27 protein-coding genes are annotated in these 26972 nt (G+C 73.5%); 7 read left to right on the plus strand and 20 right to left on the minus strand.

Annotated elements, in window-relative coordinates; translation table 11 throughout:
• Positions 1–470 precede the first annotated feature (470 nt).
• Positions 471–821 carry a histone-like nucleoid-structuring protein Lsr2 gene (locus GA0074694_RS04380; RefSeq protein WP_091452795.1) on the minus strand — a complete coding sequence of 117 codons (351 nt, stop codon included), beginning with the start codon at positions 819–821 and terminating at the stop codon, positions 471–473.
• Between the two features lie 102 nt (positions 822–923).
• The gene (gene lysS / locus GA0074694_RS04385; RefSeq protein ID WP_091452798.1) at positions 924–2432 is read right to left on the minus strand and encodes a lysine--tRNA ligase; all 1509 of its coding nucleotides are present in this window, start codon (positions 2430–2432) and stop codon (positions 924–926) included.
• 138 nt (positions 2433–2570) lie between these two features.
• Here lysS and GA0074694_RS31375 point away from each other — a divergent pair, with 138 nt between their 5' ends.
• On the plus strand, positions 2571–2732 hold the full coding sequence (locus tag GA0074694_RS31375) for a hypothetical protein (protein WP_176737771.1): 162 nt from the start codon (positions 2571–2573) through the stop codon (positions 2730–2732).
• 85 nt (positions 2733–2817) lie between these two features.
• On the opposite strand, the gene GA0074694_RS04390 is transcribed toward GA0074694_RS31375, so the two are convergent.
• From GA0074694_RS04390 to GA0074694_RS04420, 7 genes are all read right to left on the minus strand, one after another.
• Complete coding sequence (locus tag GA0074694_RS04390; RefSeq protein WP_091452801.1) at positions 2818–3576, minus strand: type III pantothenate kinase; 759 nt, start codon at positions 3574–3576, stop codon at positions 2818–2820.
• A gap of 29 nt (positions 3577–3605) precedes the next feature.
• Complete coding sequence (gene nadC, locus GA0074694_RS04395; RefSeq protein ID WP_091452805.1) at positions 3606–4502, minus strand: carboxylating nicotinate-nucleotide diphosphorylase; 897 nt, start codon at positions 4500–4502, stop codon at positions 3606–3608.
• A 109-nt stretch (positions 4503–4611) separates the two neighbouring features.
• Positions 4612–6306: an L-aspartate oxidase gene (locus tag GA0074694_RS04400; protein ID WP_091452808.1), complete on the minus strand. Its 1695-nt coding sequence runs from the start codon at positions 6304–6306 to the stop codon at positions 4612–4614.
• A 242-nt stretch (positions 6307–6548) separates the two neighbouring features.
• Entirely contained in the window at positions 6549–7445 is an 897-nt protein-coding gene (locus tag GA0074694_RS04405; protein WP_091452812.1) for a septum formation family protein, read from the minus strand.
• Positions 7446–7580: 135 nt separating this feature from the next.
• Positions 7581–8006 carry an aspartate 1-decarboxylase gene (gene panD / locus GA0074694_RS04410; RefSeq protein ID WP_091452815.1) on the minus strand — a complete coding sequence of 142 codons (426 nt, stop codon included), beginning with the start codon at positions 8004–8006 and terminating at the stop codon, positions 7581–7583.
• Positions 8007–8112: 106 nt separating this feature from the next.
• A complete protein-coding gene (panC, locus tag GA0074694_RS04415) occupies positions 8113–8955 on the minus strand; it encodes a pantoate--beta-alanine ligase (protein ID WP_091452818.1) in 843 nt (280 codons plus the stop codon).
• Positions 8952–9911 (minus strand): Rossmann-like and DUF2520 domain-containing protein, encoded by a 960-nt coding sequence (locus GA0074694_RS04420; RefSeq protein ID WP_091452821.1) that lies wholly within the window; start codon positions 9909–9911, stop codon positions 8952–8954. The genes panC and GA0074694_RS04420 overlap by 4 nt, the downstream gene beginning before the upstream one ends.
• 186 nt (positions 9912–10097) lie before the next feature.
• On the opposite strand from GA0074694_RS04420, the gene GA0074694_RS04425 reads away from it, so the two are divergent.
• Both GA0074694_RS04425 and GA0074694_RS04430 read left to right on the plus strand, forming a co-directional pair.
• Positions 10098–11204 (plus strand): SAM-dependent methyltransferase, encoded by a 1107-nt coding sequence (locus GA0074694_RS04425; RefSeq protein ID WP_091452825.1) that lies wholly within the window; start codon positions 10098–10100, stop codon positions 11202–11204.
• Between the two features lie 17 nt (positions 11205–11221).
• Positions 11222–12385 carry an NADH-quinone oxidoreductase subunit D gene (locus GA0074694_RS04430; RefSeq protein ID WP_176737772.1) on the plus strand — a complete coding sequence of 388 codons (1164 nt, stop codon included), beginning with the start codon at positions 11222–11224 and terminating at the stop codon, positions 12383–12385.
• Between the two features lie 55 nt (positions 12386–12440).
• Here GA0074694_RS04430 and GA0074694_RS04435 read toward each other — a convergent pair whose 3' ends face one another.
• From GA0074694_RS04435 to GA0074694_RS04450, 4 genes are all read right to left on the minus strand, one after another.
• Positions 12441–14042 (minus strand): hypothetical protein, encoded by a 1602-nt coding sequence (locus tag GA0074694_RS04435; RefSeq protein ID WP_091452829.1) that lies wholly within the window; start codon positions 14040–14042, stop codon positions 12441–12443.
• A gap of 115 nt (positions 14043–14157) precedes the next feature.
• Positions 14158–15162 (minus strand): glycine betaine ABC transporter substrate-binding protein, encoded by a 1005-nt coding sequence (locus GA0074694_RS04440; protein WP_091458654.1) that lies wholly within the window; start codon positions 15160–15162, stop codon positions 14158–14160.
• 257 nt (positions 15163–15419) lie between these two features.
• A complete protein-coding gene (locus GA0074694_RS04445; RefSeq protein ID WP_091452832.1) occupies positions 15420–16142 on the minus strand; it encodes an ABC transporter permease in 723 nt (240 codons plus the stop codon).
• Positions 16139–16825, minus strand: a complete 687-nt coding sequence (locus tag GA0074694_RS04450) for an ABC transporter permease (RefSeq protein ID WP_091452835.1) — start codon at positions 16823–16825, stop codon at positions 16139–16141. Before GA0074694_RS04450 ends, GA0074694_RS04445 begins: the two co-directional genes overlap by 4 nt.
• Before the next feature lie 2 nt (positions 16826–16827).
• Between GA0074694_RS04450 and GA0074694_RS04455 the strand changes: the two genes are divergently transcribed.
• Positions 16828–17847: an ABC transporter ATP-binding protein gene (locus GA0074694_RS04455; RefSeq protein ID WP_091452839.1), complete on the plus strand. Its 1020-nt coding sequence runs from the start codon at positions 16828–16830 to the stop codon at positions 17845–17847.
• Between the two features lie 77 nt (positions 17848–17924).
• On the opposite strand, the gene GA0074694_RS04460 is transcribed toward GA0074694_RS04455, so the two are convergent.
• The 7 genes from GA0074694_RS04460 to folP form a co-directional block, all read right to left on the minus strand.
• Positions 17925–18425 carry a hypothetical protein gene (locus GA0074694_RS04460; protein ID WP_091452843.1) on the minus strand — a complete coding sequence of 167 codons (501 nt, stop codon included), beginning with the start codon at positions 18423–18425 and terminating at the stop codon, positions 17925–17927.
• A 71-nt stretch (positions 18426–18496) separates the two neighbouring features.
• On the minus strand, positions 18497–18802 hold the full coding sequence (locus tag GA0074694_RS04465; protein ID WP_091452847.1) for a hypothetical protein: 306 nt from the start codon (positions 18800–18802) through the stop codon (positions 18497–18499).
• 46 nt (positions 18803–18848) lie between these two features.
• Positions 18849–20066: an ABC transporter permease gene (locus tag GA0074694_RS04470; RefSeq protein ID WP_091452850.1), complete on the minus strand. Its 1218-nt coding sequence runs from the start codon at positions 20064–20066 to the stop codon at positions 18849–18851.
• 130 nt (positions 20067–20196) lie between these two features.
• The gene (locus GA0074694_RS04475) at positions 20197–20730 is read right to left on the minus strand and encodes a DUF3180 domain-containing protein (RefSeq protein ID WP_091452854.1); all 534 of its coding nucleotides are present in this window, start codon (positions 20728–20730) and stop codon (positions 20197–20199) included.
• A 19-nt stretch (positions 20731–20749) separates the two neighbouring features.
• Positions 20750–21277 (minus strand): 2-amino-4-hydroxy-6-hydroxymethyldihydropteridine diphosphokinase, encoded by a 528-nt coding sequence (gene folK / locus GA0074694_RS04480; RefSeq protein WP_091452857.1) that lies wholly within the window; start codon positions 21275–21277, stop codon positions 20750–20752.
• Positions 21274–21639, minus strand: a complete 366-nt coding sequence (folB, locus tag GA0074694_RS04485) for a dihydroneopterin aldolase (protein WP_091452860.1) — start codon at positions 21637–21639, stop codon at positions 21274–21276. Before folB ends, folK begins: the two co-directional genes overlap by 4 nt.
• Entirely contained in the window at positions 21636–22538 is a 903-nt protein-coding gene (gene folP / locus GA0074694_RS04490) for a dihydropteroate synthase (RefSeq protein ID WP_091452863.1), read from the minus strand. Before folP ends, folB begins: the two co-directional genes overlap by 4 nt.
• A 399-nt stretch (positions 22539–22937) precedes the next feature.
• On the opposite strand from folP, the gene GA0074694_RS04495 reads away from it, so the two are divergent.
• From GA0074694_RS04495 to GA0074694_RS04505, 3 genes are read left to right on the plus strand one after another with little or no spacing between them, the layout of a single operon-like run.
• A complete protein-coding gene (locus GA0074694_RS04495) occupies positions 22938–23204 on the plus strand; it encodes a hypothetical protein (RefSeq protein WP_377464929.1) in 267 nt (88 codons plus the stop codon).
• 13 nt (positions 23205–23217) lie between these two features.
• The gene (locus tag GA0074694_RS04500; RefSeq protein ID WP_091452869.1) at positions 23218–23580 is read left to right on the plus strand and encodes a hypothetical protein; all 363 of its coding nucleotides are present in this window, start codon (positions 23218–23220) and stop codon (positions 23578–23580) included.
• Positions 23581–23629: 49 nt separating this feature from the next.
• Positions 23630–26971 (plus strand): ATP-binding protein, encoded by a 3342-nt coding sequence (locus tag GA0074694_RS04505; protein ID WP_091452872.1) that lies wholly within the window; start codon positions 23630–23632, stop codon positions 26969–26971.
• The last annotated feature ends 1 nt before the right edge of the window (position 26972 follow it).

A 26972-nucleotide genomic window follows, 5' to 3' on the forward strand; every position in this document is an offset into this window, starting at 1 on the left:
CCCTCGTGCTCCTCACGTGCCGTGCGCACTCGATCTTGGTGGTCAAGATTCTTGGCGGGGCCGGTGCGCGGACGACCGGGGTGGGCGTCCGTGCCTCCTTACTCTATCGCCGCGAGCCGACTCCGCTGAGGTCGTGTGTCTCCGCCGGGTGCCGGTTACGCGTCGTTTTACCCAACCGTCCACGCTCAGGAGGTGTTCCGGGCACCTGCCCTGTACGCGCAGAGCGAAATTCTGCGGGCCGGTGGAGGGGTTGGAGAAGCCCTCAGGCCCCCGGACGGCTCTCCACAGGCTGTGGAAAACTCCTCCACCGGTTGTGGACAACGTCCGTTCCGCCGGATTCCTTCCCAGCGGCACGGACCGCCCGTCCCGGCGGTCCCCGACCCACCACGGGCAGGTCGGACGACGAACCGACGCCGGCCCGGAGCGGGTGCTCCGGGCCGGCGTCGGTGTCGCTGGAGTCGAGGTCGGCGTCAGTGGCCGGCCTTCGCGTGGAACTCGTCGACGATCTCCTGTGGGATACGCCCCCGGTCGGAGATCTCCCGCCCCTCCCGCTTCGCCCAGTCCCGGATCGCCTTGTTCTGCGCCCGGTCCGCGGTGGCGCCACCCCGGCCGCGCGCGGCCCGGCCACCCACCACCACGCCCCCTCGACCGACCTTCGAGCCGGCCGCGACGTAGGGGGCGAATAGCTCCCGCAATTTCTCGGCGTTCTTGTTGGAGAGGTCGATCTCGTACTGAACGCCGTCGAGCGCGAACTTGACGGTCTCGTCGGCGTCTCCGCCGTCCAGGTCATCGACCAGCTTGTGAATGATCTGCTTGGCCACGTGCCATTCCTTTCGAGCAGGTTCTCCTGCTAACAAGAGCACAATAGCGGGCATGATGCTCACCCCGTCAATAGGACGGGGGATTCGACACGGGTAGCCTCGCTACTCCGGGCGCACCAAGGGGAAGAGGATCGTTTCCCGAATTCCCAGGCCCGTCAGGGCCATCAACAGCCGGTCGATTCCCATTCCCATACCCCCGGCCGGCGGCATTCCGTACTCCATGGCCCGCAGGAAGTCCTCGTCGAGCCGCATGGCCTCGTCGTCCCCCCGGGCCGCCAGCGCCGCCTGGGCGACCAGCCGTTCCCGCTGCACAACCGGGTCCACCAGCTCGGAGTAGGCGGTGGCCAGCTCGAAACCGAGCACGTAGAGGTCCCACTTCTCGGCCAGGCCGGGCTCGTCCCGGTGGCCCCGGGTGAGCGGGCTGGTCTCCTCCGGGTAGTCCCGCACGAAGGTCGGTTCCTGGAGGCCCGGCACCACCAGTTCCTCGAAGAGTTCCTCGGCGAGCTTGCCCGGACCCCACTTGGGGTCGACGGAGAGACCGACTTTCTCCGCGTACTGCACCAGACGGGGGTGGTCGGTGCGGACGGTGACCTCCTCACCGAGCGCTTCGGAAAGAACACCGAAGAGCGTCACCGAGCGCCACTCGCCGCCGAGGTCGAACTCCCGGCCGTCGGCGTGGGTCACCGTGGTCGACCCGGCGACCGCGATCGCCGCCTGCTGGACCAGATTCCGGGTGAGCGCGGCCATCGTGTCGTAGTCGCCGTACGCCTCGTACGCCTCGAGCATCGCGAACTCGGGCGAGTGCGAAGAGTCGATGCCCTCATTACGGAAGTTACGGTTGATCTCGAAGACCCGGTCGACGCCGCCCACCACCGCCCGCTTGAGAAACAGTTCCGGGGCGATTCGCAGATAGAGATCCGTACCCAACGCATTGCTGTGCGTCACGAATGGGCGCGCGGCAGCCCCACCGTGGAGGAGCTGGAGCATCGGGGTCTCGACCTCGATGAATCCCTTGCCGTGCAGCGAGTCGCGCAGGCTGCGCACCGTCGCCGCCCGCGTCCGCACCATCTGGCGGGCCTGCGGTCGGACGATCAGGTCGACGTACCGCTGCCGGACCCGGGCCTCCTCGCTGAGCGGCTTGTGCGCCACCGGCAGCGGGCGCAGCGCCTTGGCGGTCACCGCCCACTGCTCGACGAGCACGGACAACTCGCCCCGGCGGCTGGTGATCACCTCGCCGGTGACCCCGACCAGGTCACCCAGGTCGACCTGGCGCTTCCAGTCGTCCAACCGCTCGGCGCCGACCCGGTCGAGCGAGAGCATCGCCTGCAACTCCGTACCGTCCCCGTCCCGCAGGGTGGCGAAGCAGAGCTTGCCGGTGTTCCGTACGAAGATCACCCGGCCGGTGACCCCGACCCGGTCGCCGGTGGCGGTGTCGGTGGGCAGGTCGGCGTACTTCTCGCGGACCACGGCCAGGGTGCTGGTCCGGGGGTAGCCGATCGGGTAGGGCTCGACGCCGTCGGCGAGCATCCGGTCACGCTTCTCCCGGCGGACCTTCATCTGCTCGGGAAGGTCGTCGGCGGGATCGATCGGCACGGGCTTCTGCTCGGTCACGGCATGCTTCCTCAGCGGGAGAAATCGGGTGGGTCCAAGGCACGAGCCTACTCAAGCCCCTCCGGGGGCCGGCACTCGATAACCTGCCGCCATGGCCGATCCCACCCACGCGCTGTCGTTCGGCACGGCCGCCGCGGAATGGTCCGCACCCGCTCGCACTACCTGACCGCGGAGCCGGAGCACCGGCGACGGGTCGACCGGGAACTACGCGAACTGCTCCGCTCCCACGCCGTCCTGTCCGGTCAGAAGACCCTCGTCCTGCCGTACCGGACGTTGGTGCTCCGCGCGCGCCGGCACTGAGGTCGGCGGGCCCCCGCGACGGACGCGTCGGCGGCCCCCGCGACGGGTGGCCCTTACGGTGCCGCCGGGCGGTCCTTCGACGACCTCAGACGTTGCGCTCGTAGACCATCCGGAGACCGATCAGGGTGATCATCGGTTCGTGGTGGGTGATGGTGCGGCACTCGTTGATCACCAACGAGGCCAGCCCGCCGGTGGCGATCACCGCCTTGACCTCGCCCAACTCCTCGGTCATCCGCTCGACGATCCGGTCCACCTGGCCGGCGAAGCCGAAGTAGAGGCCGGACTGGAGGCACTCCACGGTGTTCTTGCCGATCACCGACCGGGGCTTCGTCGCCTCGACCTTGCGCAGCTGGGCCGCCCGGGCCGCGAGGGCGTCGAACGAGATCTCGATACCCGGGGCGAACGCCCCGCCCAGGAACTCGCCCCGACCGCTGATCACGTCGAAGTTGGTGGTGGTGCCGAAGTCCACCACGATCGACGGCCCGCCGTAGAGGGTGTACGCGGCGAGCGTGTTGACCACCCGGTCCGAGCCGACCTCCTTGGGGTTGTCGATGGCCAGCTGCACCCCGGTGCGCACTCCCGGCTCGACGACGACACTGGGCAGGTCCCCGTAGTAACGGGCCAGCATGGTCCGCAGCGAGCGGAGCGCGGCCGGCACCGTGGAGCAGGCGGCGACCCCGGTGATCTCCACCGCGTCCCCGGCGAGCAGGCCCCGGAACATCAGGCCCAGCTCGTCGGCGGTCGACCGGGCGTCGGTCTTGATCCGCCAGGAGTGCACCAGCCGGTCGCCGTCGAACGTGGCCAGCACGGTGTTGGTGTTTCCGATGTCGATGCAGAGCAGCACGCACGCAGCCTAGACAACGCCGGAAGCGGTCACGCCGCCCGCAGGTCCAGGGCGATGTCCAGGATCGGCGAGGAGTGCGTCAACGCGCCCACCGACAGATAGTCGACGCCGGTGGCGGCGTACTCGGCGGCGACGTCCAGCGTCAGGCCACCGGTCGCCTCCAGTTCGGCCCGGTCCCCCACCGCGGCCACCACCTCGGTCAGCGTCGCCGGGGTCATGTTGTCCAGCAGCAGGAAGTCCGCGCCGGCCTCGACCGCCTCCACCGCCTCGGCCAGCGTGTCCACCTCCACCTGCACCGGCACCTCGGGGAACGCCTCCCGGACCCGACGGTAGGCGGCGGCTATCCCGCCGGCCGCGAACTTGTGGTTGTCCTTGATCATGGCGACGTCGTGCAGGCCCATGCGCTTGTTGGTGCCACCGCCGGCCCGCACCGCGTACTTCTCCAGGGACCGCAGCCCCGGGGTGGTCTTCCGGGTGTCCAGCACCATCGCCTTCGTGCCGGCCAGCGCGTCCGCCCAGGCCCGGGTGTGGGTGGCCACCCCGGACATCCGGCAGAGCAGGTTGAGCGCCGTCCGCTCGGCGGTGAGCAGCGAGCGGGTCGGGCCGGTGACCGTGGCCAGCACGTCGCCGCGCGCCACCCGCGCGCCGTCGACGGCCACCAGGGACACCTCGACCGTACGGTGGTCGCCGGTCACCGGGCCGACCATCTCGAACACGGCCGCGGCGACGGCCAGCCCGGCGACCACCCCGTCCGCCCGGGCCACCAGATCGGCCGTGTCGACCTGCTCGGCCGGGATGGTGGAAAGACTCGTGACGTCCCGGAACTGGGCGCCGAGATCCTCACGCAGGGCGGACTCGACGACCCGTCGGACCTCCGCCGGGCTGAGCCCGGCCTCCCGCAGCGACTGCTCCGTCCACTCCCTCATCGGGCCTCCTCGGTTCGCGACTGCGGGGTTCGCAGGATGGGCTCACTCCGTACGGGGACTCCTCGGTTCACGGGCCGTGGGGTCCGCCGGATCGGCTCGCTCCGCGTGTTCACCCGGACTCCTCCCACCGGTGGGCCAGCCGACCGCCCGCGGCGATCGAGCCGACCAGGTGGCCGCGCCACGTCTGGTCGGCCGCCGGGAAGTCCTCCCGCCAGTGGCAACCCCGGGTCTCCCGACGGGCGTACGCGGCGGCGACCAGCGTCGACGCCACCGTGACCAGATTCGTCGCCTCCCAGCTCACGGTGCGGGGCTCGCCCCGGCCCGCGCCGAGTTCGGTCAGCGTTTCCGCCGTCGCGGCCAGGGTCCCCGCCGAGCGGAGCACCCCCGCCCCCCGGGTCATCGCCCGTTGCAGCACCGGCGTCACCTCCGGCGGCACGACCCAGCCGCCCCCGCCCCGCCACGCGCCGGTCGGTGCGGGCTGCGCCTGCTCGGGCAGGCCGCGGGCGATGTCCTCGGCGATCCGTCGGGAGAAGACCAGCCCCTCCAGCAGCGAGTTGCTGGCCAACCGGTTGGCCCCGTGGACTCCGGTGCAGGCCACCTCGCCGCAGGCGTACAGGCCGGGGATGGAGGTCTGGCCGCGCAGGTCCGTGCGGACACCGCCGGACGCGTAGTGGGCCGCCGGGGCGACCGGGATCAGGTCGGTCGCCGGGTCCACGCCGATGGCCAGGCAGGAGGCCACGATGGTCGGGAAGCGGCGGGCCAGGTGCGCGCCGCCCAGGTGCCGGGCGTCGAGGTAGACGTGGTCCGCGCCGGTCGCCAGCAGCACCCGGTGGATGCCCTTGGCCACCACGTCACGGGGAGCCAGCTCGGCCAGCTCGTGCTGCCCCACCATGAACCGCTTGCCGTCCCCGTCGACCAGGTACGCGCCCTCGCCACGCAGCGCCTCGGAGACCAGCGGCTGCTGGGCGTGCCCGGCCCCGGGCATGCGGGCGTGCTCCGGGACGATCAACGCGGTCGGGTGGAACTGGACGAACTCCACGTCCGTCACGGCTGCCCCGGCCCGCAGGGCCAGCGCGACACCGTCCCCGGTCGACACGGCCGGGTTGGTGGTCGCCGCGAAGATCTGCCCCATGCCGCCGGTGGCCAGGATGACCGCGCGGGCCAGGAGCGCACCGACGCCGTCCTCGCTCCCCTCGCCCAGCACGTGCAGGGTGATCCCGCAGGCCCGACCGAGCCCGCCGGGGCCGTCCCCCGGGGCCCGGAGCAGATCCAGCACCAGGGCGTGCTCCACCAGGCGGATCCACGGGTCGCGGCAGACCGCGGCGTGCAGCGCCCGCTGCACCTCCGCGCCGGTGGCGTCCCCGCCGGCGTGCACGATCCGGTCGGCCCGGTGCCCGCCCTCACGGGTCAGCATCACCGAGCCGTCCGGGTTCCGGTCGAACTCCGCCCCGATCCGCATCAGCTCCCGCAGCCGGGGTGGCCCCTCCTTGACCAGCACCCGCACCGCCGCCGGGTCGCAGAGCCCCACCCCGGCGACCTCGGTGTCGTACGCGTGCGCGTCCGGAGTGTCCGCCGGGTCGAGCACCGCGGCGATGCCACCCTGCGCCCAGCGGGTCGAGCCCTCGTCGATGTCCACCTTGGTGACGACCGTGACGTGCAGCCCCGCCTCCCGCAGGTGCAGCGCGGCGGTCAGCCCGGCGATCCCGGACCCGACCACGATCACGTCGGTGGTCTCGACCCAGCCGGGCGCGGGCGCGGCCAGCATCTCGGGGACGCTGGGCAGCGCGACGGTCGACAGCTCCATGGGCATAGTCAACCGCGCCGGCCCGGTTCGCGCAGCACCGGGGGCCGACGCGAGTGGCGCGGCCGACCCTTCACCCGACCTGCGCACTCGCGGGCGGTTGCGGTGGTTGCGCGCCGGGTTGCGGTGGTTGCTGCGGTGGTTGCAGGGGACCCTTCCTACACAAAAGCCGCGAGCAGGGGACCCCTGCAAACCAATCGGGGCGGACAGCCGCAAGCTCTCCGTCTACAGGGCCGTGGGGACGGTCAGCGGGTACGGACGGGCAGGCCGGCCGGACCGGCCCCCCGGAGCGAGCGGGTCACCGTGCGGTCGCTGAGCCAGAGATAGCAGCGGACGCCCCGGTCACCGGCCTTCCAGCGGGCCGCACCGGGTGGGCGTACCACCACGTCGGTGCGGAACCGCAGGTCGTCGTCGACCGGCAGGCCGGCGTAGCGGGCGAGGACCGACCGGCAGCCGGTGTAGACCGGGGCCCAGTCGGCGGCCTTCGCCGGGTACCGGGTGTCCGGGGCCTTCCACACCCCGACGAACTCCGCGTTGTGCGCCTTGGCGCAGTCGGTCGGGGTGACCGTCTGCACGCCCAACTGCGCGCCGGTACGCGCGTTCTGGCAGCCCAGCCGCAGTGGGGAGGCCACCTTCAGGGCGTCCCGCAGGTTCCCGGTGCGTTGCACCGTCCGGCCGGCCCGTTCGACGGTGTCGACCTCGGTCACGTCGCACCGGTACCAGCGCGCACCGGCCGCCCAGCCGCCCCTCGACGGCAGCGCCACGCTGAGCCGCAGCCGCCCCACCCGCCACTCGTCACCGACGTACGCCGAGGTGCGGGTGTCACAGTCGGCGAACGCGGCCCGCATCGCCGGTGAGTCGACGGCCGGAGCCGAGGTGACCGCCGGCGGGAAGGTGCCCACGTGGGCGGTCTCGACCCGGTGCGGCACGCCGCAGTCCACCGGATCGAAGGTGGCGAGTGGCACCACGTCGGCGAAGTCGGCCACCTGGCAGACCCCGGCCGGCGGCAGGAACGGCCCCGGCGCGGCCAGCGCCGCCCAGTCGTCGACCAGGTCGCCGTCCAGCCCGCCCGCGTCGGCACAGCCGGCCAGCAGGGTGGCCGTCAACGACAACGCGGCCAGGCTCCTCCTCGCACGGCGCATCGCGGCCTCCCCAGCCAGCAGCCATCGCCCGACGGCGCGCGGTAAGGGTAACCAGAAATGACCCTCCGGTAACAGAGCGGATGCGCGGGCCGTAACCGGACACCCGCCCCGGTGCGGCCCGGACGGCCGATGTGGTCAGCGGACCGCCACCAGGTCCCCGCGCACCGGGTCGCCGACCATCCCCGGGGCCACCCCGGCCGGGTCGGCACCCAGCTCGATGATCCGGTTGTCGGCGTCGACGTGCACCACCCGGGGCTGGTACGTCCGCGCCTCGGCGTCGTCCATCTGCCCGTACGAGATGAGGATGACCAGGTCACCCGGGTGCACCAGGTGCGCGGCGGCCCCGTTGATGCCGATCACGCCGCTGCCCCGCTCGCCGGGGATGACGTAGGTCTCCAGCCGCGCGCCGTTGGTGATGTCCACGATCGCCACCTGCTCGCCGGGAAGCAGGTCGGCGGCATCGAGGAGGTCCTGGTCCACGGTCACCGAGCCGACGTAGTGGAGATCGGCCTGGGTCACCGTGGCCCGGTGGATCTTCGACTTCAGCATGGTGCGGTACATCGGGTTGCCTCTCACGGTCGGGTCCGGGCGAACCAGCCCGGGTGGGGGTTCGGGGCCGTGCCGGCCCGCGTCTCGTCGCCGGACCGGCCCGGCCCGGGAGGGGTGGTCATCGGGGGGCGAGCCGGATCGCCATGTTGTCGATGAGCCGCGTCGTGCCGACCCGGGCCGCGACCAGCAGCCGGGCCGGGCCGGCGACCGGACCCGGTTCCAGATCCGGGTCGGTGAGGACCAGGTAGTCCAGGTCCACGTCCGACCGGTCGCCGAAGACGGCGTTGGCCGCGACCAGCACGTCGGTGGCGGTCGCGCCGTCGGAGGCGGCCAGCGAGCCCGCGTGCAGCGCCGCCGACAGGCTCCGCGCGGCGACCCGCTCGGCCGGGGAAAGGTAGCGGTTACGGCTGGACAGGGCGAGCCCGTCCGGCTCGCGGACCGTCGGCACGCCGACCACCCGGACCGGGACGTCGAGGTCGCGGACCATCCGCCGGACCAGGGTGAGCTGCTGGTAGTCCTTCTCGCCGAAGAAGGCGAGGTCGGCCCGGGTGAGCTGGAGCAGCTTCAGGACCACGGTGAGCACCCCGTGGAAGAAGCCGGGACGGCTCTCCCCCTCCAGCTCGCCGCCGAGCCGGCCCGGGTCGAGACGCACCCCGGGTGCCCCGTCCGGGTACATGTCCGCCACCGAGGGGGCGAAGACCAGGTCCGCTCCGGCCCGCCGGCACACCTCGAGATCCTCGTCGAGGGTGCGCGGGTACCGGTCGAAGTCCTCGTTCGGGCCGAACTGCAACGGGTTGACGAAGACCGTCACCAGCACGTGATCGGCCTGCTCGCGGGCGGCCCGCAGCAGCGACTCGTGCCCGGAGTGCAGCGCACCCATGGTCATCACCACCCCGACCGTGCCGGTCAGGGCGGCCCGCGCCGCGGCCAGTTCCGCGCGGGTGGGCACCACCGTGGTCACGCCACCGCCTCCCGTCGCATGCCGCCCAGCACCCCGAGCAGCGACTCCGCGTCGACCGGGCGGAGCCGCCCGGCGGCGATCGCCCGGTCGGCGGTGCGCCGGGCCAGGGCCAGGTACGCGTCCACCGAGTCCGGGGCGGTCGCCGTCAACCGGTCGAGATGCCGCGCGACGGTGCCCGCGTCACCGCGCGACACCGGGCCGGTCAACGCGTCGTCCCCGAGTCGCAGGGCGTTCTCCAGGGCGGCCCGCAGCAGCGGGGCCAGCACCCGTGCCGGCTCCTCCACCCCGGCGTCACGCAGCCGGTCGGCCGCCTCGTTGACCAGGGTGACCAGATGGTTCGCGCCGTGGGCCAGGGAGGCGTGGTAGAGCGGCCGGTCGGGCTCGGCGATCCACTCCGGCACGCCACCGAGGTCGGCGACCAGCCGGGCAGCGAGCACCCGCAGCTCCGGCGGCGCGGTCACCCCGTACGAGACGCCGGGCAGGCGGTCGAGGTCGTCGGGCGTACCGGTGAAGGTCATCGCGGGGTGCAGCGCCAGCGGCCGGGCACCCACCTCGGCCGCCGGGGCGAGCGCGTCCAGCCCGTGCGCGCCGGAGGTGTGCGCGACCACCTGCCCGGGGCGGAGGACGCCGCTCTCGGCGAGGCCGGTCACCACGGCGGTGAGCGCGTCGTCCGGGACCGCGACGAGCAGCAGGTCGGTGGCGGCCCGGGCGACCGCCAGCACCGGGCGGCGCGGGACGTCGGGCAGCAGCCGGGCGATCCGGGCGGTGGAGGCGGTGGAGACACCGGCGGCGGCGACCACCCGGTGACCCGCGGCGGTGAGTGCCGCGCCCAGGACGGCACCGACCCGACCGGCACCGATCACGCCGACGGTGAGGTGACGGGGAAAGACGGGAACGGAGCCCGACGGGGCAGCGCCGGTGGGCGCGCCGGGGCGCGGGCGCAGGGATGCGCTCATGGCGTTGATCCAGTCCTCGAAGGTGGGGTACCGGTCAAGCGCAAGTATGCGCCGTGGTCAGCGGACGGCACAGACAGGTGTGAAAACGTTCACCGGCACGGTCCGGCCCGTCCCGGGTGCGGAACGGACGGACCGATGGACCCGTAGGGTCGGCCCGGTGACCCCACCTGAACCCCGGACGGACTGATGGGCACCGGTTGGCGGGCGGCTACGACCACGGCGCTCTACGGCCCCACCGGCTTCTTCGTGGCCGGCACCGGCCCGGCGGCGCACTTCCGGACCAGCGTGCACGCCTCCCCGGTGTTCGGCGGGGCGCTGCTGCGCCTGGTCGAGAGGGTCGACGCGGCGCTCGGCCATCCCGGCCGGCTGGACGTGGTCGACGTCGGCGCGGGCCGGGGCGAACTGCTCACCACCCTCGCCCAGCTCGCCGGCCGGGCAGCGGACCGCGGCGGACCCGCGCGTCGGGCAGCCGCCCCCCGGGACCTGTCGACGGACGACCACTCGACCGGAGATGGCGGTCGCGTGCCGGCGCTGGTCGACCGGCTCCGGCTGACGGCGGTCGAGGTGGCCCCCCGGCCCGCCGGGCTGTCGCCCACCGTCGACTGGCGGGACCGGGTACCGGACGGGATCACCGGACTGCTGCTGGCCACCGAGTGGCTGGACAACGTGCCGCTGGACGTCGTGGTGGCCACCGACGACGGCTGGCGTACGGTGCTGGTCGACCCGGCCGGCGTCGAGTCGGTCGGCGGGCCGGTGGACCCCGCCGACGCCGACTGGCTGGCGACCTGGTGGCCGGCGTCCCCCGGCGGGCGGGCCGAGATCGGGCGGACCCGGGACGTTGCCTGGGCGGCGGCCGTACGCGCCGTCGACCGGGGACTCGCCCTGGCCGTCGACTACGGTCACCTGCGCTCCGGGCGCCCGTTCGACGGGACGCTGACCGGTTACCGGGCCGGGCGGCAGGTGCCACCGGTGCCGGACGGGTCCTGCGACCTCACCGCACACGTCGCCGTGGACGCGGTCGGCGTCGCCGGCTCGGCGGTGGCCGGTACGCCGTACACGCTGCTCCGCCAGCGGGAGGCGCTGCGGGCACTCGGGGCCGACGGCGGCCGACCGCCGCTGGCCCTCGCCGCCACCGACCCGGCCGGGTACGTCCGCGCCCTCGCCGCCGCCTCCGCGGTCACCGAGCTGACCGACCCGGCCGGGCTGGGCGGACACTGGTGGCTGCTGCAACCGGTGGGCATCCCCGCGCCGCCGCTGGCACCCGCCGTCTCCGCCCCGTCGCCGGCCCCCTGACCCGCGTCCGTGGCACGATGTCCGGCATGACCACCGACGCCGGGAGCCTGCGTGAGTTGACCGTCGGCACCGGGACCGGTCTGGACACCGCCGACATGGTGCTCAACATCGGCCCGCAGCACCCGTCCACCCACGGGGTGCTCCGGTTGAAGCTGGTGCTCGACGGCGAACGGGTGGTGGCCTGCGAGCCGATCGTCGGTTACATGCACCGGGGGGCCGAGAAGCTCTTCGAGGTCCGCGACTACCGGCAGATCATCGTGCTGGCGAACCGGCACGACTGGCTGTCGGCCTTCGCCAACGAGCTGGGCGTGGTGCTCGCCGTCGAACGACTGATGGGGCTGGAGGTGCCGGAGCGGGCCGTCTGGCTGCGTACCGCGCTCGCCGAGTTGAACCGGGTGCTCAACCACCTGATGTTCCTGGGCTCGTACCCGCTGGAGATCGGCGCGATCACCCCGATGTTCTACGCCTTCCGGGAACGGGAGACGCTCCAGACGGTGCTGGAGGAGGTCTCCGGCGGCCGGATCCACTACATGTTCAACCGGGTGGGCGGGCTCAAGGAGGAGGTGCCGGCGGGCTGGACCAGCCGCGCCCGGGCCGCCATCGACGAGGTACGCCGCCGCCTGCCCGACCTGGACCACCTGATCCGGCGCAACGAGATCTTCCTGGCCCGTACCGTCGGGGTCGGGGTGCTCTCCGCCGCCGACGCCGCCGCGTTCGGCGCGTCCGGACCGGTGGCCCGCGCCTCCGGGCTCGACCTCGACCTGCGCCGGGACGAGCCCTACCTGGCCTACGGCGAGCTGGACGTGCCGGTGGTCACCCGTACCGCCGGGGACTGCCATGCCCGCTTCGAGGTGCTGCTCGACCAGGTGTACGTCTCACTCGACCTCGCCCAGCAGTGCCTGGACCGGGTGGACCGGCTCACCGGGCCGGTCAACACCCGGCTGCCGAAGGTCGTCAAGGCCCCCGAGGGGCACACCTACGCCTGGACCGAGAACCCGCTCGGCATCAACGGCTACTACCTGGTCTCGCGGGGCGAGAAGACGCCGTGGCGGTTGAAGCTGCGCACCGCGTCGTACGCCAACGTGCAGGCGCTGGCCACCCTGCTCCCCGGCTGCCTGGTCCCCGACCTGGTGGCGATCCTCGGCTCGATGTTCTTCGTGGTCGGCGACATCGACAAGTAGCCGGCGGGAGCGGGTAGCTGGCCCGGCGGGAGCAGGCAGCCGGCGGGGAGCCCGGTCAGCGCCAGCGTTCCGGAACGTCGTCGACGCTCCTCTCGTGCTCGCGGGACCGGCCGTACCGGCCCGGCTCGGGTTCCGCCCGCCGGCCCCGGGGCGAGGGCTCCGGCCAGTCGTCGTCCTGCCGCCGATCGCGGCGCGGCGACCACTCGGGTTCGGCGGGGGGCGCCGGCCAGCCGGTCCCCTCCCCGGACCGGTGCGGCGTCGACCGCCCGTCCGCCGCACGGTCGCCCCGCACGGGCCGCCACTGCTCCGGCACCGGAACGCCGCCCGGCGGCAGGGCCCGGTCCGGGTCGGGCCGGTGGCCGTCCCGGCGCGGGTACTCCGGACCGGCCCCGTGCGGCTCGTCCCGGTCGTAGCCGTCGTCCGGGTGCCCGCGCCGGGGGCGCCGGACGGCCGCCCAGTGGTCCTCCACCCGCAGTTCGGTGCCGTCGCCGTCGGCGTGCAGCGCCGCCCGCCGCTCGCCCATCCGCAGTTCCCGGCCGTGCTCGTCGTCGCGGACGGTCGCCCACCGGCCTCCGGCCGACGTGCGCCAGTCCGGGTCCGGCCGGGGATGGTCCTCCCGTGACGGGTAGCCGTCCCACCGGTCGGCCTGCTCCGGGGCATGCCCCGACCAGGGCTGCTCCTCCCGAGACGTCCACCGGCCGTAACCGCCCGGCCCCGGGTCCGGGGTGCCGTCCACGACGGTGTGCCGGGTGGTCACGTGGACGGTCTCGGTGTGCCGTACCACGCCGACCGGACGGGGCGGTGCCTCCGGACCGGGCGCGGCTCCGGGCCGGACGTCGGGTCCGTCGGAGCGGGCAGACCCGCCGTACACCCCGCCCGCCGCGCGTTCGGAGGCGTACCGGGAGGTGGCCCGGGGCCGGGCGACCGGCTCCTGGTCGGCGTACCAGTCCCCGCCCGTCCGGTGGTCGGGGAACGGCTCCCCGTCCGGCTCGGCCGCCCGGCGGCGTCCCGCTGCCGGCTCCGAGGTCCGGCGGCGACCGTCCTCCGGGTCGTCCGTGCGGCGGCGTCCGCCCTGCGGCTCCCCGACCCGACGGCGCTCCTGCTCCGACTCCGCCGGCCCGCGGTCGTCCTCCGGCTCCCCGACCCGGCGGCGACCTGACGCGGGCTCGGCCCGCCGGTGGTCGGTCGCGGCGGCCCGGCGCGGGCCGTGGACCGGTCCCGCGTCCTCCAGCTCCGGCTCGTCGGCGGCGGGCCGGACCGGTACGGTCCCGGCCACCGGCACCCTCGCCCGCCCCGCCCGGGGCTGCCCGGCGGCCGGTGCCTCGTCGTTCCGGGCCGCCGCCGGCTCGACGGGCCAACGGGCCGGATCGGCGGCCGGACGGGCGGAGTGGGCGACGGCGGCGAGTTCGGCCCGCAACTCGTCGATCTCGTCGGCGAGCTGCCGCACCTCGGCGGCGGTGTCCGGGCGGAGCGCGACCGGAGTATTGATCATGGCCACGGCGACGATCGCCAGCACGGCGGCGACGCGCAGCAGGCCGTTGCCGTCGGCCACCAGCAGCAGCAACGCCGCGAGCGCGGCGACCGCCAGGCCGGCCCGGAACAGGAGGGTCAGCCGCGACGCGGCGGGCTTGTCGTCCAGGGAGACCGGAGCAGGCATGGGTGTGCAGCCTACCGAGTGATCCCGGGACGAAAAAGGCCGACGGCACCCGAAACCGGGCACCGTCGGCCGATGGCACGGATCCGCGTGCCGGGCGGCCGGCGCGCGGGTGGACTCAGCTTCCCGCGAGCGCCCCGTCGGAGGAGAGGACCAGGCCCACACTGGCGGCGCCGGTCTTCAGGGCGTTCTTGGTCTGCGGGCCGGCCGCGTCCAGAGAGCTGAACGAGCCGGCTTTGAAGTTGTAGACCTCGACCAGGCCGACCTGGCACTTCGGCCGCTGCGGGCACTCCGGCGGACCGGCGAGCACCGTGTCGGCACCCGAGCACTTCTCCGCGAGCTGGGTGAGGGTGGTCACGCCGTACTTGTCGGAGAACGCCTTGGTGACGGCGAAGGCGTTCTGGTCCTGGGCGGCCGAGGGCGTCCCGAAGGTCAGGCCGGCCTTCTCCCCGACGGCCTTGAGCGCAGCGACGGTCTTCGCCAGGTCCGGCGAGGAGATCGGCTGGGCGTCCTTGCCGTTGGCCTTGGTGTTGAGGAACTCCGCCAGGGTCGCCGCGTACTCCGGGACGACCTGGATCTCGCCCTTCTCCAGGGCCGGCTCGTACAGCTCCCGGCTGCCGATCTGCTGCACCTTCACCTGGTACCCGGCAGCGGTCAGCACGATCCGGTACAGCTCGCCGAGGATCTGGTTCTCGCTGAAGTTGGCCGCCCCGACCACGATCGAGCCGCCCGGCCCCTTGGCGATGCCCTCGGTGAGGTTGTTCGCCGTGGCGAACTCCTCGGCCGCCGCCTTGGGGGTCTTGCGGTCCACGTCGACGGCCTTGTTCAAGGCGATCAGCTTCGGCGTGTCCAGCGCCGCCGAGACCTTGTCGAGCGCGGCGACGAGCTGCGGGTTCGCCGCCTTCGCGTTGATCGCCGGAAGGACGTTGTCGGTGTTCTGGAGCAACTTGTCGTCATCGAGGACGACCAACTGGTCACCGGCGACCGGGGCGCAGCCCGCCCCGGAGGCCCCCGCCTCCGGGGCTTCGGTGCCGGAGGAACCGGCGTCACCGCAACCGGTGAGGAACCCGGCCGCGGCGAACACACCCACCGCGCCGATCGCCAGTCGAGTACGTGCGCGCATCATCAGCCCGCCTCCTGTGTCCCGGCGCGACCCGTCCGGGCCGGCCGCGTGTCCGACGGGCGATCTCCTGCCGCCCGTGTGTCTTCCCCCCCGAGTCACCCACTCGCGGGAACCCCACGAGACATCCTCGCGGATTCACGCGAGGCTCACTCGCAGAAGTCCCACGAAACACTTTCGGAGGCGGAGGGACAACCCGCGCGGCGGATTTTGTCACCGGATCGTCACCCATCGACCGATCCGAGGTCGTCGAGGCGGGGTCAGCCCCCGGCCACGGCGCTCGCCGCACGGCCGCCGGCCCGGCGACGGGCCCGGCGCAGCGGGCGCGGGGTGACCAGCCGTTCGACCAGGGCCAGGAGCAGCTCGACCAGGATCGCCAGTCCGGCCACCAGCACGCCGCCGGCGACGATCTGCCCGCCACCGGCCGCGATGTCCAGCCCGAAGCCGGCCCGGATGATCTGGCCCAGCCCGCCGCCGTTGACGAAGGAGGCCAGGGCGGCGGTGGCGACCACCTGGACGGCGGCGGTGCGGAACCCGGCCGCGAGGTACGGCACCGCCAGCGGCAACTCCACCCGGCGCAGCACCTGCCAGCCGGAGAAGCCCATGCCCCGGGCCGCGTCACGGGCCTCCGGATCGGCCTGCCGGATCCCGGTGTACGCGTTCGCCAGCAGCGGCGGCACGGCGAAGACGGCCAACGCGACCACCACCGCCGGCTGTCCGAAGCCGAGGAAGGTCAGCGGCAGGATGGTCAGCAGGGCGAGCGTCGGCACGGCGAGCGTCACGTTGGAGACGAGCACCACCACACCACCACCCCGGGCGGTGTGCCCGAGCCAGAAGCCGATCGGCCAGGCCACCAGGCAGCCGAGGACGACCGCCGCCGCCGACATGGTCAGATGCTCCCCGAGGCGGTCCAGGACACCGCCCGGGTTGGTCCAGTTGAGCGGGTCGTTGAGCCAGCGCACCGCCTGCTCGATCGCGCTCATGGGATGGTCCTCCGCAGCCAGGGGGTGAGCAGCCGGCCGACCCCGGCCAGCATCAGGTCGAGCACCAGCGCCAGCAGCACGCAGAGCAGGGTGCCGGTCATGATCTGTGCCTTGTAGAAGTTGTTCTGGAAGCCGGCGAAGATCAGCTGGCCCAGCCCGCCCCGGCCGACCACCACGCCCACCGTCACCAGCGCGACCGTGGAGACGGTGGCGAGTCGCAGTCCGGTGAGGATGCCGGGCAGCGCGAGTGGCAGCTCCACCCGGAACAGTCGCCCCCAGCGGCCGTACCCCATGCCCTGGGCGGCCTCCCGGACCTCCGGTGGCACCTGGTTGAGCCCGGCCACCACGTTGCGCACGATGACCAGCAGCGCGTAGAGCACCACCACGCTGAGTACGGTCACCGCCCCGATCCCGAGGTACGGCGCGAGAAAGGCGAACAGCGCCAGGGACGGGATCGTGTAGAGCACTCCGGTGAGTGCGAGAATCGGGCCGGTGAGCGGCCGGTACCAGTACGCCGCCACCGCCAGTGGCAGGGCCACCAGCGCGGCGATCACCACCGCGCGGGCGGTCAGCGAGGCGTGCTCCCCCACCGCGGCGGCGATGGTGTCGGAGTTGTCCCGCACGTACTGCCAGGAGAACCACGGGTTACCCGGATCGGCCCGGTAGCTCAGGCGGAAGGACATGCGTGGACGTTACCCCGGACCCCGAGCCCGTCGCCGACCGCGCGACCGACCCGGCCGGCGGTGCCGCGTCGATCACCCTGGACGGGATCGGCAAGCGGTACCCGGACGGCACCGAGGCGGTTCGCGACCTGAGGCTGGAGGTGCAGGCCGGCGAACTCGTGGTGCTGATCGGCCCCTCGGGCTGCGGCAAGTCGACCGTGCTCCGGATGATCAACAGGCTGGTCGAGCCGACCTCCGGTCGGGTCCTCCTCGGCGACGACGACGTGACCCGGGTCGACCCGGTGGCACTGCGCCGCCGGATCGGCTACGTGATCCAGAACGTCGGCCTCTTCCCGCACCAGACCGTACGCGCCAACGTCGGCACCGTGCCCCGGCTACTCGGCTGGTCCAAGGAGCGCAGCCGGCGCCGCACCGACGAGTTGCTGGAGCTGGTCGGGCTCGACCCGGCGCAGTTCGGCCACCGCTACCCGCACGAACTCTCCGGCGGGCAGCGGCAGCGGGTCGGGGTGGCCCGGGCGCTGGCCGCCGACCCGGTGGTGCTGCTCATGGACGAGCCGTTCTCCGCCGTGGACCCGATCGTGCGGACTCGGTTGCAGGAGGAGTTCCTCCGGTTGCAGGCCGAGGTGCGCAAGACCATCGTGCTGGTCACCCACGACCTGGACGAGGCCGTCCGGCTCGGCGACCGGATCGCGGTGCTCTCCGAGGGCGGCCGGCTGGAGCAGTACGACACTCCGGCAGCGGTGCTCGGCGGGCCGGCGTCGGACTTCGTCCGTGACTTCGTCGGGGCCGACCGGGGCATCCGCCGGCTGGCGGTCACCCCGGTCACCCACGGCACGCTACGCCCGCTGGCGGGCGAGGACGGCGCGGACCTGCCCCGGGTCCGGTTGGGCGGCTCGGCGTACGACGCGCTGGCCGTCCTGCTGACCTCGGCCGCCGACCGGGTGGTCGTGGTCGGCGACGAGGGGCCGGTCGGCGTGCTGAGCCGTCAGCAGCTGCTCGACCTGGGCGGACCGGAGCACTGACCGGCCGCCCGGCCGTCGGGACCGCGGTCAGGCCCGGCCGCAGGCACCGTGGTCAGGCCCGGCCGCCGGGAACGTGGTCAGGCCCGGCCGCCGAGGCTGGCGACGCCGACGATCCAGCCGGCGAAGAAGCCGTACGCAGCCCCCGTGCCGGCGGCCTGCACCGCCGTGAACAGCGACGAGTCGGCCCCGAACAGGGAACTGAACAGTGCCGCGAAGCCGGCCGCGAAGACGTACGCGCCCCAGCCGGAGAAAAGCTGACTGACCAGTCCCGCCGCCGGCGCGGTCTGTGGTCCCGGCAGCAGGTAGAGCAGGGTAGCGGCCAGCACGACCAGCAGCAGCGCCCGCAGCCCGTCGGTGAAGAGCGTCTCCACCGGACGGTCCGAGTCGAATCGCCAGCTCGGCCAGGCGAGCAGGCGCAGGAACCAGCCGGAGGCCGAGTTCGGATCCGTGTTCTCCCCGGCCCACCGTCCGAAGGCGGGACTGCCGCAGACGGCGACGAGGACGAGCGCGGCGAGGGTGCCGGTGCCCGTCGCGGTGCTCCGGCGACGGTCGAGGCCGGATCGGCTGGTCAACGACATGCCGCGACCAGTTCCCGGTCGACCGGGAAAGGCAAACCTGAGGGCAGGTCGCTTCACCGGGCGGGGTGGGCTCAGTGCTTCATCAGGTAGTCGATGAAGGCGGCCCGCAGCAGCGGCGCGGACTCCTCGTAACCGTGGCCGGTCAGCTCCCGCCACAGCGCCGCCGCCTCCTCGATCGTCGGCCCGACCGAGTTGGGCGCGCCGTCGAGCACCGCCGCCTCGTCCGCATCGGGCAGGTGCCGCAGGACGGACCAGAAGAAGGCGACGTCCCGGCGCTCCCTGGCCCGGGCGAACGCCTGCTCACGCAGTTCCTCGGTGGAGAGCGCGTCCAACTCGGCGAAGGAACGGCCCGCAGCCGGCGACGATGATTCGGTCATGCGGCGAGCCTAACCGGCGAGATCAGCACCGGCGCATCGAGTCGGGTCACCGACGGTCACCGCGCCACCGGTCCCGCCCGCCGTCCCAGCGCCCCCACGGGTCGACCGGATCGTCGGTGGAGCGGGCCGGCAGTACTGGAGGCCAGGCACTGCCGTACGTACCCGTGCCCGGGCCCGGCAGGGTCCAGCCCGAACTGGTCGTGGGGTCCCCGCCCGGGCCGGGTTCGACCCCCTCCTCGGTCACCGCCCGTGTTCGCCCGTACGTCTCGACCATTCGGGTGACGACCAGGCCGACCGCGAGCGCCGGCCCGGCCACGGCCCAGCGGCTGATCTCGTGGCCGACCGCGTCGACGTACGCGAAGAAGAGACCCGCCAGGACGACGACCAGCATCGTTCCGCTCACCCCGCCGCGCCGGCCGAACGCGCTCGTCCCGCCGAGCAGGGCCATGCCGACGCCGAGTGCCGTCCAGTCCAGACCGGGTTCGGGTACGACCCGGTCGGCGCCGTTCGCGGCGAGCAGCACACCGGCCAGCATCGCCAGCACCGTGGACCCGACCAGCGCGCCACCGGTGACCAGGGCGGCGACCACTCCCCGTCGCCGCGCCGGATCCTCGACCGGCCGGAATCGGCCCACCAGCCCGCGCACCGACCGGATCGCGCCGAACAGGCCACCGAGGACGGCGACCGCCAGGAAGCCGGCGAAGAGTTGGAAGGCACTGTGCCGGGGGTCGTAGTGGGCCTGGACCAGCACCGGAACCTGCCGGCGCTCGATGTACACCACCAGCCCGGCCGCGGCGGCCAGGCTGGCCGCCCAGGCGGGCACGTGCAGCAGCGCCACGAACATCGCCAGGACCAGCCCGCCGAGGGCGGCGGTCACCACGGCCGGCACGACCGCCTCGGTCAACCCCCGGTCGCCCTGCTCGGCGAAGTGCAGGGCAGCGGCCACCGCGGCCGGACCGATCGCCAGGTTCGGGGCGGCGGTGCGCAGGCTCAGCCCGGCCGCGAGCGCGATCAGGCCGAGCCCGACCACGCCGACGAGGAGTTCGCGGAGTCCCTCGCCGCGCAGGGCCTGCGGATCCTGGAGCCAGAGCAGCAGGCCGAGGACGCCCACCGCGCCTGCGAGGACGACCTCCCAGGCCACGTGCACGGCGATCCGGTCGGGGCCGGGCTCGGCCGCGCACGGCGGTTCGGGGACGACGGTTGTGGCCGGCCCGGACCGGTCCCGATCGACGGACTCACCCCGGCCCGGTTCGTCGTACCCCATTGACGCACGCCTCCCACGGTGGCCGACCGGCCCGGCCGCAGGGCGTACCGGAACGCGTGGACCGGCGTCGGCCTTGACTATCCGGTCGCAGGCACCGTACCCGCGCCCGGGCGAAGACGTAACCCCGTGATCAATGGATGTGCCGGTTCTCCCGGTCGTCCGGCTCGCGTTCGTCGTCCGGCCGCTCGGGCACGCGGCAGGAGCGTTCCAGCCAGAGAGCCGCCGCGACCAGCGCCAACGAGGCCGCAATCCCGGCCAGGGCAGCCGGCCGGTCCTCGGTCGCCGCGCGGGTGTTCTCCACGAAGAGCCAACCGGCCAGTCCGGCGTAGAAGCCGGCGAAGATCGCGCCGGCCAGCGCGGACGCCTTCGCCAGCACCACGAACCGGGCCACCATGAGCGGGTTGACCGGGTCCCGGCCGGGCCTGCGCTCGATCCGTCCCCTGGTGTTGACCGCCGCGTAGCCCTCCAGTACGGCGAGCCCGGCCAGGGTGACCACCGGCAGCCAGGGAAGCTCCGGCAGGGAGCCGTAGAAGAAGCTGATCAGCAGCCAGGCCAGCGCGGCAGCGGCGAGCCCGGCCACCAGCAGGGTGGCGGGTCGGGTCGGGCCCATCCGGTCCCGGTCGGGGGCCGGCCCGCGCGGGGGTGGGGACTGTGGCACGGTCATGCCGCCCGGCTCCGCTGGGTCATGCCGTCGACTCTAACGTCAGTTCCGGTCGGGCACGCAGTTCCAGGGCGTCCCCGGCGACCGGCTCGGCGGTGAGCAGGTCGGTGAGCCAGCCGTGCCCCGGCAGCCGCCCGTAGGGCTGGATGTCGATCCACGGGCGCAGCACGAACGCGCGCAGGTGGGCGCGGGGGTGGGGCAGGGTCAGCTCGGGGTCGTCGCTGAGCACCGGCTCGCCCGCGTCGTCCCAGACGGCGACCACGTCCACGTCCAGCGTGCGGGGCCCGAACCGGCGCTGCGGGTCACGACGGCGCCCGGCCGCCCGCTCGGCGTCCCGGGCCCGGTCCAGCCAGTCGCGGGCGGAGGCGGTCGGGGCCTCCGCCAGCAGCACCGCGTTCAGGTACGCCGGCTGGTCGGTGTCGCCCCAGGGCGGGGTCTCGTAGACCCCGGAGACCACCCGGACCGCCTCGCCGAGGTGGGCCACCGCGGCCCGCAGGTGGGCCAGCCGGTCGCCGAGGTTGCTGCCCAGGGAGAGCACGGCCCGGGTCACCGGGGACGCACCCGGGTCATGGTCACCGCCACGTCGGTGAAGGTGTGCGGCACCGGCGCCTCGGGCTTGTGCACGGTCACCGTGGCGGCGGTGACCCGGGGGTCGGCCAGGCAGACGTCGAGCAGCCGGGCGGCGAGGGTCTCGATCAGGTTGACCGGCTCGCCGGTGACCACGGCGACCAGCCGACCGGCCAGTTCGCCGTAGTGGACGGTGTCGGTCACCGCGTCGGAGCGGGCCGCCGGGGCGAGGTCGAGTTCGAGGACGGCGTCGACCACGAACTCCTGCCCCTGCTCCCGCTCGAAGTCGTAGACGCCGTGCCGGCCCCGGGCCCGCAGCCCGGCCAGCGTGATCCGGTCGCTCATGCCGCTCCCTCTCCCCCGCGCTCCGGAGCGCTCGTGCCGTCCGACCCGCGCCCCACCGGTGGGACCAGTCGGGGCCGACCGCTGGCCTGCCACACGGCCAGCGCGTCGACCGTGCCGCGTACGTCGTGCACGCGTACCCCCCAAACGCCGGCCGCCACCGCGAGCACGCTGGTGGCGATGGTCGCCGCCTCCCGGCCGCCGGTCGGCCGGGGTTCGCCGTCCGGCCCGGCGAGCAGCCGACCGAGGTACGACTTCCGGCTCGCGCCGAACAGCAGTGGGAAACCCAGGCTCAGCAGCTCGGGCAGGCGCGCGGTGAGTTCCCAGTTGTGGGCGGCCGTCTTGGCGAACCCGAGGCCGGGGTCGACGATGATCCGGTCCGCCGCCACCCCGGCCCGCAGCGCGTCCTCGACCCGTCCGGCCAGTTCGGCCCGGACGTCGGCCACCACGTCGGTGTAGGTGGCCAGGTCGCCCATGCCCCGGGAGTGGCCGCGCCAGTGCATCAGCACCCAGGGGCAGCCGGCGTCCCGGACCACGCCTGCCATGTCCGGGTCGGCCAGGCCGCCGGAGACGTCGTTGACCACGGCGGCACCGGCGGCCAGCACCGCCTCGGCGACCCGGGCCCGGGTGGTGTCGATGCTGACCGGCACCCCGGCGGCGGCGAGTTCCCGGACGACCGGCAGCACCCGGGCCGTCTCGGTCGCCGCGTCGACCCGGTCCGCGCCGGGACGGGTCGACTCGCCGCCCACGTCGACCAGGTGCGCGCCGGTGGCGTGCAGCCGCACGCCGTGCCGGACGGCGGCGTCGACGTCGGCGTACCGGCCGCCGTCGGAGAAGGAGTCGGGCGTGACGTTCAGGACGCCCATCACCACCGGGCCGTCCGCCCCTACCAGATCGGTCACCGCTGCACCGTACCCGCCACGCCGTGAGCCGGGCGCGGGCCGGGCCCGGGCCACACGGCCATGACGAGGGAATTGGAACACGTGTACGATCGGTCGACAGGTGCGAAGCGGGCATACTCTTCGCCGCTTGTTCCAAAGAGGGGCGGCCCGTACGCTTTGGAATTGCTTCGGCACCGAGGCGACCGAAGCCCGGAGGGAGGACCAAAGCGGGGAAATCCGCCCAAAGCCTGCCACTTAGCGTGGTGGAGCACGGACGCAGCGTCAGCGACGACGCGGCCGGACCACACAGTCCCATCAGGTTCACCCGAGTACCGCAGCGGCTACGCCGGCCGCGCCATGGGGAGGTTTCCAGTGATCGCCACAGAGCTCGTGGACACGGTGTCGACAGCTGTCGCCCCGATGGTCCACGCCCTGGCGTCGACCCCGCTCGCCGAGCCGGCCCCCAAGGGAATCGACACCGACGGTGTCGTCACCTTCTTCGCTAGCAAGATCGCGCCCATCCTCCTCGCCGTCCTGGGCGTCATCTTCATCGGCCGGGCCAGTCGGGGCGAGGTCTCGAAGGTGCTGACCAGTTCGGCCATCGCGATCGTCGGGCTCGCCTTCATCGCCGGCGCCGCCACGCTCTTCTTCGTCGGTGACTACCTGATCGAACTGATCTTCGAATAGGCGCGGGCACGAGATGCGGCTGCGCACCGACGACGACATCTACCGGGCCCGCCTGGTCTACCTCGGCCCGCCCGGGTACACCCTTCCCGTTCACCTGCCGTACGCACAGTACGGCCTGTTCATGCTGCTCGTCCCCCTCTACATGTTCATTCACTGGTTGTTCACGCTGAAGGTCGAGCTCTTCCCGGCCTGGGAGATCGCGCTCGCCATCGTGACGACCTCTTTCATCTTCCGGCACGTCGATCCGGACCGGCCGGCGCGGATGGTGATCCGCACCGCGCTGACCGACTGGCGGCGCACCCGGGAGCCGGCGGCCGAACTGCGCGACCCGCGCCTGGTCGGCAGCCGGATCAGGATCCGGGAGGAGCTGGCATGACCGGGCGTACGCCGAACAGACGGTCGAGTGATCCGGGTGAGGCGATCGAATGAACCGCTCGTCGACGCCGGGGCAGCACCCGGCTGGACATCAGACCGCCCCGCACGGTCACCGTGCGCGCTCCTTCGACTACCCTCAGGACGACCCGCCCGGCGAGGTGAGTATCGATCCGGCACTGGCCACCACCCCCGGGCACGGCGCGGTCGGGGTCTTCCAGGCCCCCCGGCCGGTCCGGGGCCGGCCGACGCCACCGGCTCCGGAGAGCGTCCCGGCGGGTCCCGCCCCGGAGAGCCCGGACATCGACTCCCCGTTCCTCGATCTCTTCGGTGGCACCCGGCCGGGTGGAACCCGGCAGCCCCTGACCCCGCTGCGGCGTCCCGGGCGCGATCCGCTGCCGATCCCGCACCAGCCCGCCGCCCCGCCCGCGGAGCCGGTGCCGCCCCGGACTCCCCCGGCAGCCGCGGAGCCGCCCCGAGCTTTCCCGGTGCCGCCCCCCACCCGGGCCGTACCCGTCGACGAGATGCCCGTACCGGCTCCGCCGGCCGTGCCGGTTCCCGAGCCCGGACCAACCGCCCCGGTGGCGGCGCTCACCGAGCCCGAGCCGCCCGCGGTGCTGTCGCGCGTACCGGAGCAGCCGGCCGAACGCCTGCCGGTCGCCCGGCCACCGGCAGAGCCGGCCCGGACCGCCGCTCCGGTGGACGCCACCGACGGGGAGGCACCGTCGAGCCACCGGCGGGTCCCGCCCCGACAGCGTTCCGTCGAGGGCCGGCGGGAGAAGCACGAAAGGTCGGCCAAGCCCACCCGGCCGACCCGGATCCGGCCGCCGAAGATCAAGTTCGGTGACCGGGACCCCTCCGTCGAACTGGCCATCACCGAGATCGCCGGACACCTGACCTTCACCCCGAACACGGTCACCGCGTGGTACTGGCTGCCCGAGGTGCGCTGGGCGTTCCGTCCCGACGCCGAGCGGGAGGCCCTGCTCTCGGCGATCTCCGAGCAGTACGCGGGCCTCGCCGGGTTCCGGATCCACCTGCGCCGCACCACCCGGCCGTTCCCGGCCGACGAGTGGGCCCGCACCATCGACTCGTACACGTCCAACCCCCTGCCGGACGTTCCCGGCACCCCGGCCTGGGCCGACCACCTGGTCGCCGCGCAACGGCACCTGCTCTCGGTCAACCACGCCGAGGGGCAGACGTACCTCGGGGTGACCTTCGCCCGCCGGTCGTTGGGCGACTCGCTGACCGAACGCCTGCTGCGCGCCTTCGGCCGCGGCACCGCCGACGGTGAGCGACGCAAGTTGGGCCGGACCGTCGAGCAGTTCGACGAGGTGCTCGCCGCGTTCGGCATGCGCGGCCGGCGCGTCACCGCCCAGGAACTGGAGTGGCTGCTCTACCGCTCCGTGGCGCTCTGCATGGCACCGCCCGGGGCCCTGTCCCCGGTCACCAACGGACACTGGGAACGCGGTGATCTGCTCGCCCTGACCGAGCAGGTGGAGCGGTACCGCACCCCGTACGGCTCCACGGTCAAGCTGGTCAACCGGATGACCGGCGAGGAACGGCACGTCGCCGTGCTCGCGGTCGGCCGGATGGAACCGCTGGAGATCCCGGAGAAGCACGAGCCGTGGCTGCATTTCCACGAGCGGCTGCCCTGGCCGATGGAGATCTCCACCCGGGTCGACATCCTCGGCTCCGGCGACTCCTTCCGGAACCTGGAGCACCGGCTGCGGATGATCCGCTCCCAACAGCTCGACTACGCCGAGCACGGCATCGACGCCCCGCCCGAGCTGGAACGACTCGCCAAGCGGGCCCTGGTGATCGGTGACGAGATGACCACCGGCCTGCCGGTCGACTCGGCCCGCGCCCACGGCTGGCACCGGATCGCCGTCGGCGGCCGGACCCGGGAGGAGTGCCTGGAACGGGCCCGCCGACTCATCCAGCTCTACTCGCGCGAGCTGCGCATCTCGCTTCAGCACCCGAAGAACCAGGACTGGCTGGCCCGGGAGTTCATCCCGGGCGAGCCGATCGCCAACACCGGGTACGTCCGCCGGATGCCGGTCAACCTGCTCGCCGCCGCTCTGCCGCAGGCCGCCTCCACGGTCGGCGACCGTCGGGGCGACCTGATCGGCCGGACCGCCGGCACCTGCCGCCGGCCGGTCTTCCTCGACCTGCACTTCCCCATGGAGGTACGGGAACGCTCCGGGCTGGCCGTGTTCGTCGCCGAGCCGGGCGGTGGCAAGTCGACCCTGCTGGGCGCGCTCGGCTACCTGGCCGCCCGCCGGGGCGTCCAGGTGACCCTGCTCGACCCGTCCGGCCCGCTGGCCCGGTTGTGCAACATGCCCGAGCTGCGGCCGTACTCCCGGGTGCTCAACCTGACCGGATCCGAGCACGGCACGCTCGCGCCGTACTCGCTCATCCCGACCCCACTGCGGACGGAGTTCGTCAGCGGACCGGCGGGCGACCGGGAGTTCGAGATCGCGGTCACCAACGCCCGAGCCGAGCGGCGCATGCTGGTGCAGGACATCTGCATGATGCTGGTGCCGCCCCAGGTGGCCCGGGAGGCCTCCACCGCCACCCTGTTCCGGCACGCGGTGCGCCAGGTGCCGGCCGAGGAGACGTCCACCCTGGACGACGTGGTCGCCTGCCTCGGTCAGCTCGACGACGACGCCGGCAAGGAACTCGCCAACCTCCTGTTGGACACCGCCGAGATGCCGCTGGCGCTGCTCTTCTTCGGCCGGCCACCGGAGGGGCTGCTCGGCGCGGACGCCGCCCTCACCGTGATCACCATGGCCGGGCTACGCCTGCCCGACCTCAAGATCGAGCGCGAGTACTGGTCGGCCGAGGAGTCGCTGGCCCTGCCGATGCTGCACACCGCCCACCGGCTCGCGGTCCGCCGCTGCTACGGCGGTTCCATGTCCTCCCGGAAGCTGGTCGGCCTGGACGAGGCCCATTTCATGGAGGGCTGGCGCTCCGGCCGGTCGTTCCTGGTCCGGCTGGCCCGCGACTCCCGGAAGTGGAACCTCGCCGCGCTGGTCGCCTCGCAGAACCCACGCGACATCCTCGGACTCGACGTGCAGAACCTCGTCTCCACGGTCTTCGTGGGCCGGATCGCCGAGGACGCCGAGATCGCCTCCGAGGCGCTCCGGCTGCTGCGGGTGCCGGTCAACGACGGCTACGAGGCGACTCTGGCCTCCCTGTCGGCCGCCGACGCGTCGTCGGCCAGCCGACTCGGGTTCCGGGAGTTCGTCATGCGCGACGTCGACGGCCGGGTGCAGAAGGTCCGGGTGGACGTCTCGTACGTCGACGGGCTGCTCGAGCACCTCGACACCACCCCTGCGGCGGTCGCCACGAACGCCGCGAACCTACCGAGCATCCTCTCGGACCTGGAGGCGTGAC

Origin of the sequence: Micromonospora inyonensis, from assembly GCF_900091415.1 — a bacterium.
GTDB lineage: Bacteria > Actinomycetota > Actinomycetes > Mycobacteriales > Micromonosporaceae > Micromonospora > Micromonospora inyonensis.

Excerpts from the sequence above, each read along its gene's own strand:
- GA0074694_RS31375 (WP_176737771.1), top strand. The coding sequence starts at position 2,571 with ATGGTCCGCACCCGCTCGCACTACCTGACCGCGGAGCCGGAGCACCGG.
- nadC (WP_091452805.1), bottom strand. The coding sequence starts at position 4,502 with ATGAGGGAGTGGACGGAGCAGTCGCTGCGGGAGGCCGGGCTCAGCCCG.
- GA0074694_RS04400 (WP_091452808.1), bottom strand. The coding sequence starts at position 6,306 with ATGGAGCTGTCGACCGTCGCGCTGCCCAGCGTCCCCGAGATGCTGGCC.
- GA0074694_RS04405 (WP_091452812.1), bottom strand. The coding sequence starts at position 7,445 with ATGCGCCGTGCGAGGAGGAGCCTGGCCGCGTTGTCGTTGACGGCCACC.
- panD (WP_091452815.1), bottom strand. The coding sequence starts at position 8,006 with ATGTACCGCACCATGCTGAAGTCGAAGATCCACCGGGCCACGGTGACC.
- GA0074694_RS04420 (WP_091452821.1), bottom strand. The coding sequence starts at position 9,911 with ATGAGCGCATCCCTGCGCCCGCGCCCCGGCGCGCCCACCGGCGCTGCC.
- GA0074694_RS04425 (WP_091452825.1), top strand. The coding sequence starts at position 10,098 with ATGGGCACCGGTTGGCGGGCGGCTACGACCACGGCGCTCTACGGCCCC.
- GA0074694_RS04430 (WP_176737772.1), top strand. The coding sequence starts at position 11,222 with ATGTCCGGCATGACCACCGACGCCGGGAGCCTGCGTGAGTTGACCGTC.
- GA0074694_RS04435 (WP_091452829.1), bottom strand. The coding sequence starts at position 14,042 with ATGCCTGCTCCGGTCTCCCTGGACGACAAGCCCGCCGCGTCGCGGCTG.
- GA0074694_RS04440 (WP_091458654.1), bottom strand. The coding sequence starts at position 15,162 with ATGCGCGCACGTACTCGACTGGCGATCGGCGCGGTGGGTGTGTTCGCC.
- GA0074694_RS04445 (WP_091452832.1), bottom strand. The coding sequence starts at position 16,142 with ATGAGCGCGATCGAGCAGGCGGTGCGCTGGCTCAACGACCCGCTCAAC.
- GA0074694_RS04450 (WP_091452835.1), bottom strand. The coding sequence starts at position 16,825 with ATGTCCTTCCGCCTGAGCTACCGGGCCGATCCGGGTAACCCGTGGTTC.
- GA0074694_RS04460 (WP_091452843.1), bottom strand. The coding sequence starts at position 18,425 with ATGTCGTTGACCAGCCGATCCGGCCTCGACCGTCGCCGGAGCACCGCG.
- GA0074694_RS04465 (WP_091452847.1), bottom strand. The coding sequence starts at position 18,802 with ATGACCGAATCATCGTCGCCGGCTGCGGGCCGTTCCTTCGCCGAGTTG.
- GA0074694_RS04470 (WP_091452850.1), bottom strand. The coding sequence starts at position 20,066 with ATGGGGTACGACGAACCGGGCCGGGGTGAGTCCGTCGATCGGGACCGG.
- GA0074694_RS04475 (WP_091452854.1), bottom strand. The coding sequence starts at position 20,730 with ATGACCGTGCCACAGTCCCCACCCCCGCGCGGGCCGGCCCCCGACCGG.
- folB (WP_091452860.1), bottom strand. The coding sequence starts at position 21,639 with ATGAGCGACCGGATCACGCTGGCCGGGCTGCGGGCCCGGGGCCGGCAC.
- GA0074694_RS04495 (WP_377464929.1), top strand. The coding sequence starts at position 22,938 with ATGGTCCACGCCCTGGCGTCGACCCCGCTCGCCGAGCCGGCCCCCAAG.
- GA0074694_RS04500 (WP_091452869.1), top strand. The coding sequence starts at position 23,218 with ATGCGGCTGCGCACCGACGACGACATCTACCGGGCCCGCCTGGTCTAC.
- GA0074694_RS04505 (WP_091452872.1), top strand. The coding sequence starts at position 23,630 with ATGAACCGCTCGTCGACGCCGGGGCAGCACCCGGCTGGACATCAGACC.